The organism is Lactobacillus sp. MRS-253-APC-2B (assembly GCF_012843675.1).
In the GTDB taxonomy this organism is placed as follows: Bacteria; Bacillota; Bacilli; order Lactobacillales; family Lactobacillaceae; genus Limosilactobacillus; species Limosilactobacillus pulli.
Window position 1 is genome coordinate 1 of sequence record NZ_JABAFO010000034.1, and the last position, 5,981, is coordinate 5,981.

Annotated in this window: 2 protein-coding genes, 1 tRNA gene and 1 pseudogene; all 4 read left to right on the top strand. The window is 40.3% G+C overall.

What is annotated here, in order from left to right; translation table 11 throughout:
* A tRNA-Gln gene (locus tag HF864_RS09185) sits at window positions 1-72 on the top strand.
* A 442-nt stretch (window positions 73-514) separates the two neighbouring features.
* Complete coding sequence (locus HF864_RS09190; RefSeq protein WP_169462690.1) at window positions 515-3,682, top strand: HsdR family type I site-specific deoxyribonuclease; 3,168 nt, start codon at window positions 515-517, stop codon at window positions 3,680-3,682.
* A 16-nt stretch (window positions 3,683-3,698) separates the two neighbouring features.
* On the top strand, window positions 3,699-5,342 hold the full coding sequence (locus tag HF864_RS09195; protein ID WP_169462691.1) for a type I restriction-modification system subunit M: 1,644 nt from the start codon (window positions 3,699-3,701) through the stop codon (window positions 5,340-5,342).
* Window positions 5,335-5,981 (top strand): annotated as a pseudogene (locus HF864_RS09200) (restriction endonuclease subunit S); the annotation flags it as partial. The gene HF864_RS09195 and the pseudogene HF864_RS09200, both read left to right, overlap by 8 nt.

The following is a 5,981-nucleotide window of genomic DNA, read 5'->3' on the forward strand; positions in this document are numbered from 1 at the left end:
TGGGCTATAGCCAAGTGGTAAGGCAACGGTTTTTGGTACCGTCATGCGCTGGTTCGAACCCAGCTAGCCCAACTGATTAACCGCCAGATGACATTACGTCGTCTGGCGGTTTTTTGTAAAATAAAGTGTCTTTGTCAAATTGTATTGGTGAAGATCTATTCCTTGCTTCAAAAATGAAGTGGGGATTTTTTAATAAAGAATGCATTCAATGCGCCAAAGCAGATTTTCAAAGTTATGGAAGCCACAATGATTGCGTTTGTTAGATAATCATAAGAGAGCATTCATAGTATCACTGTAGAGTAATACAGTATTTGATTGACAGTAGAGTGGACTGCCATAATTGTATAATTTGAGATTACCGTTATTATACATTTTTAAACTGCCATTTTTATACAATTTGAAATTGCCACTGTATAACTATATTTCTTTAGGAGAATCTCTTTAAGATGCTCATTAAAAGCGCCACCAAAGGTTATAATTTATTATGTATCACAACTACTTGGGAAGGTAATTTATGAAGAGCAATAACTCAGCAGAATTAGCTTTTGAAGATGAATTGATTGAATATCTACAGCATGTTGGTAATACAAAGCAATGGAAATATGCGGCAGATATTAAGACAACCAGCCAGCTTTGGGCTAATTTCAAAAAGATTCTTGAACAAAACAACCAAGATAAACTAGATGGCAAACCCTTATCTGACACCGAATTTAATCAGGTGAAGCAGCAGATTGAAGGACTCAATAACCCATACAAAGCGGGAATGTTTTTATATGGCGTTGGCGGTAAAAGCCAAGTAGCAGTTTCACGTGACGAGGATGGAAAGCAGATCATTTTGACGGTATTTGACCAAGATCAGATTGGTGGTGGTGATACCGTATATCAGATTGTTAATCAGATTCAACGTGATCCAGTTATTAGTGGCAAAAAGTCGCGTCGTTTTGACGTTACGCTTTTGATCAATGGCTTGCCAATTATTCAAATCGAAGAAAAACGCGACTCAATCAGCACTGATAAGGCATTTAATCAGATGCGGCAATACTTGGATGAGCGGCAGTATAGTGGTATCTATTCAACCCTGCAGATTATCGTAGGCATGACGCCTAATGAAATTCGCTACATGGCACTGCCTAATGATGCTGATCATTTTAATACCGATTTTGCATTTGAGTGGCAAGACGAAAAGACTAATCGACCTATTCACGATTGGCGTTTGTTTGCCTCCAAAGTTCTGTCGATCCCAATGGCGCATCAATTGGCAACTAATTACATGATTTTAGATGGTACGCCACACCATCAGATGATTAAGGTAATGCGGTCTTATCAAGTTTACGCAACACGGCGAGTAATGGATAAGATCAGGTTACACGACTTTGAAGCTGGTGATCAGCGTCTAGGCTATGTTTGGCATACAACCGGATCTGGTAAAACGATCTCAAGCTTTAAAGCGGCATGGTTGGCATCACGTCAACCTAATGTAGATAAAGTGATATTTTTAGTTGATCGAGTTGCTTTGACTAATCAAACCGTGGCAGAATACCAAGCTTATGATCCCGATAACGATCCTGAAAGAACCGGTGGCGGCGTGGTAATGGATACGGCCAATGTATTTGACTTAAGTCGTAAACTGAAAAAGAAAAAGGATCGCAGCGTAATCGTCACGTCAACTCAAAAGATGGCAACCTTAGTGCGACGGCACAAGTATACTGATCAGCAGCATATAGTCTTTATCGTTGATGAGGCTCATCGCTCGACTAGCGGCGACATGATCAAAGATATTAAAAAGGCCTTTCCGCATTCGGCGTGGGTTGGATATACTGGAACACCGGTGTTTGATGAAGAGACCGTCAATAAGCCTAAACGAAAAGATGTGGCTAAGGTGATTACGACTAGAGACATCTTTGGCGATCCACTGCATATATACACGATTAGAGAAGCCATTGCTGATCGTAACGTGTTGGGATTCAAGGTTGATTTTCAAACCACGCTGCCTAAGGAAACGCTTGAAAATGAATATCTACCAAAATTCTTTAAAAAGCTTAATCCATCTTGGACTGATGAACAGATCAAAGAACGAATTAAAAATCTGACGCCGGCCGATATGGACGATCTGATTCAACCAAGTGTATATGACAATAATAAAGAACACGTTCGCTTGGTGGTTGAAGACATCTATAAGTATTGGCCAAATCGATCCAATCATGGACTGTATAGTGCTATGTTGACGACCCATGTTGGTGGCGGTAAAGCGTCAACGCCAATGGCTATGATGTACTTTGATGAATTTCAGCGACAAAATAAGCTACGACCGGCTGATCAACACTTAAAAGTAGCAATTACGTTTAGTCAGGATACGACCAATGGTGATAATCAGCTTGAAAATAATCGAGGCCTTAGTCGTGCCATTGAAGCCTATAATGCAGAGTTTGGCACCAATTTTGGCGCTGATACGGTAAAAGAGTATACCGAAGACGTAACCAATCGTTTAGCAAGAAATTTAGGCGATGATGCGGTTAATCTTGATTTGGTAATCGTGGTCGATCAGTTGTTGACCGGCTTTAATGCTCCAATGTTGAATACACTTTACGTTGATCGGACATTGAAAGGGGCTAACTTGATTCAGGCATATTCACGAACTAATCGTGTGCAGGATATGGATCAAAAGCCATTTGGGCGGATCGTTAACTACCGTTGGCCACAACATTCAGAAGATTTGATGAATAAAGCATTAACTGTTTATGCCAATCGTCAATCAGCCGCGGTTCAAGGGGAATTACTTGATAAACCGGCTGGAATCGTAGAACCATCTTATGAAGAGCTAGTTGACCAACTGAAGGATAACGTAAAAAAGATTAAAGAGCTGACTGGTAATTTTGATGACGTACCAAAGAGTGAGAGTGCACAAGTTGAATTGTGGCATCAAATGCGTGAGTATAATCATCTGATGGTTAAGATCAAACAAGACGATAAATATGATGAAAAGCATCCTGAAAAGTTGCTTGCCAAAGTCAGCATGACCAAGCAAAACGAAACAGCACTGACTGGGCGCATTGCTAATAAGTTGAACAGATTGATTAGTGGGCGTGGCAATGACAATGATGACGATATGCCGATCCCATCGCTTAAGATGCAGCATGTTAATGACGTGCGCGTAAATTATGATTACATTGAAGAACTCTTGGCACAACTAGCCAACCAACTGCACAGCGGTGATGAGGCAGGGGCCAAAAAAACGCATGAGCAGCTGCAAAGCTACACCAATGCGATTGAGGATGAAAAATATGCGGCTCAGTTGTTGGCATTTATTAAGGCATTGTTTGATCGAGCTGTGCAAGGTGGTGTCTACCCGTTGCAAGGTAAAGATGCCGGTAAATTGATGCGGTCATTTGCTAAGGGCAGTGAGTCAAATGAGATTGAACGGTTCATGCAAAAATGGGGCTTGATGGATCTAACTGACGGGAATAATCGTAAGAATATTGCTCGTCTGATTCAGCAGCATACATTGGAACATGATGATTTGGACATGCAAGGTGAATTAACGAACATCATCAAAGAAGCACAGAATTCGTATAAAACTGCGGCACATGACAAAGATGTGAAGAACCTACGAAAGGTACAATATCGAAACCATCTGCGGCAGGCTTTTAATGATTTTGCTGATTTGATGAAACGTAAGTATTAGAGTTAGGAGAATAAAAATGTCGAAGGCACAGGATGTATCCAGCCAATTATGGAGTATGGCAAATGAATTGCGGGGAACGATGGACGCGAGCGAATATCGGAACTATATTCTTGGTTTTATGTTCTACCGTTATTTATCGGAAAAGCAGGAAAAGTATTTAGTTGACAATGATATTTTGGACCACATTGATGGCAAGAGTATTAATGATGAGTATCGAGAAGAAGCTACGGGTGAGGATTTAAAAGATTACCTGGAAGATATCTCAGGTGCACTGGGATATGCGATTGCTCCAGAAGATACTTGGGCAACCTTGATTGAAAAGATTCAAGAGAGCAAGGCAAATGCTGAAGATTTCCAAAATATGTTTGACCATTTTGAAGAAAACGCTCAGTTGAATTCATTTGCCGAACGGGATTTTCGTGGGGTTTTTGCCGACGTTAACCTAAACAACAGTCGTTTGGGCAATAATCTGGCAACACGGACCAAAGCATTGATTGCGACGGCAAAAATGGTTAATGAATTTGACTACTATGATGAAAATGGACACGACATTTTAGGGGATGTTTATGAATATCTGATTAAACAGTTTGCTAGCAATGCCGGTAAAAAGGCCGGTGAATTTTACACGCCACATGAGGTTTCAAAGGTTTTGGCAAAATTAGTAGCGGCCAACATCAATATGGATCAGGATTCATTTACAATCTATGACCCAACGATGGGATCCGGTTCGTTGCTGCTGACCGTGCGTGATGAAATTCCAAATGGTAAGCAGAAAGGGCGCGTACGTTTCTACGGTCAAGAATTAAATACGACTACTTACAACTTAGCACGGATGAACCTTATGATGCATGGCGTTGATTATGGCAATATGACGCTGCGCAATGCGGATACATTGGCAATGGATTGGCCAGACGGATTGGATAAAGATGGTATTGATCGTCCACACTTCTTTGATGCCGTGGTTGCTAATCCACCATATTCACAAAAATGGGATGCTGATGCGAGTCGATTAAAAGATCCTCGGTTTAAAGATTACGGTGCCGTTGCTCCCAAGAGTAAGGCTGACTACGCTTTTCTTTTGCATGCTTTATACCACTTGGATCAAGATGGCACGATGGCAATTATTTTGCCACACGGGGTACTTTTCAGAGGTGCTGCGGAAGGTAAGATTCGTAAGGCCTTGTTAGAAAAAGGACAAATTGATGCGATTATTGGGATGCCAGCTGGATTATTCTACTCAACTGGGATTCCAACAATTGTGATGGTCTTGAAAAAGCATCGTGATAATCGAGATGTGCTATTTATCGATGCTTCAAAGGACTTTGAAAAGGGCAAGAATCAAAATATCCTGCGTGATCAAGACATTGACAAGATTATCAATACGTATAAAAAACGCCAAGACGTTGATAAATACGCGCACTTGGCTACTATAGATGAAATTAAGGAAAATGAATATAATCTGAATATCCCACGCTATGTAGACACTTTTGAAGAAGAAGCTCCAATCGACATTGTAGCCTTGAGTAAAGAGATGCAGGATGTGGATAAACAAATCGCGCAAAGTGAAGCTGACTTTTTATCATTGGTTGATGATCTTGATGTGAATGAACAAACGCAAGCCACGATTGAAGCGATTAAGGCGGTGTTTAAGCATGACTAAACAAAATGAAAAGGATGCTAAACGAGTCCCAGAACTGCGGTTTAAAGGCTTTGCTGATGCTTGGGAGCAACGTAAGCTGGGAGAGATTGCAGATTTTAATCCTAAAGAAGATTTACCATTAACTTTTGAATATGTAGATTTAGAGTCTGTTTCAGGAACCACCATGATTGCTCATAGAACCGAACAAAAAAGCAGTGCTCCTTCTAGGGCTCAACGCTTGGCTCGTTTGGGTGATTTGTTTTATCAAAATGTAAGACCTTATCAGAAAAATAACTATCTACTTGATAAGAATGATCACACATACGTTTTTTCAACAGGATATACCCAAATGCGTCCGATTATAAATGGGTACTTCTTGCTCACTTTAGTACAAAGACAAAACTTCGTAGATAAAGTCCTTAAAAGATGTACGGGTACTAGTTACCCAGCAATTAACTCAAAGAATTTATCTAGAATTAAAGTCCTTATTCCAAGTACATCTGTTAATTTTCATAGTGGTATTTTAGATAAAGCTGATATGAATCGCTCCGATACAAATGAAGCTGAAAAAATTGGTCAGCTTTTTCAATCTCTCGACAAAACTATCACTTTGCATGAAGAAAAGCAGCGCCAGTTAGAACAGCTGAAAAAGGCTTTACT

What these genes read in the sequence shown, in the direction of transcription:
- HF864_RS09195 (WP_169462691.1), top strand. Translation starts at nt 3,699, where the DNA reads ATGTCGAAGGCACAGGATGTATCCAGCCAATTATGGAGTATGGCAAAT.
- HF864_RS09190 (WP_169462690.1), top strand. Translation starts at nt 515, where the DNA reads ATGAAGAGCAATAACTCAGCAGAATTAGCTTTTGAAGATGAATTGATT.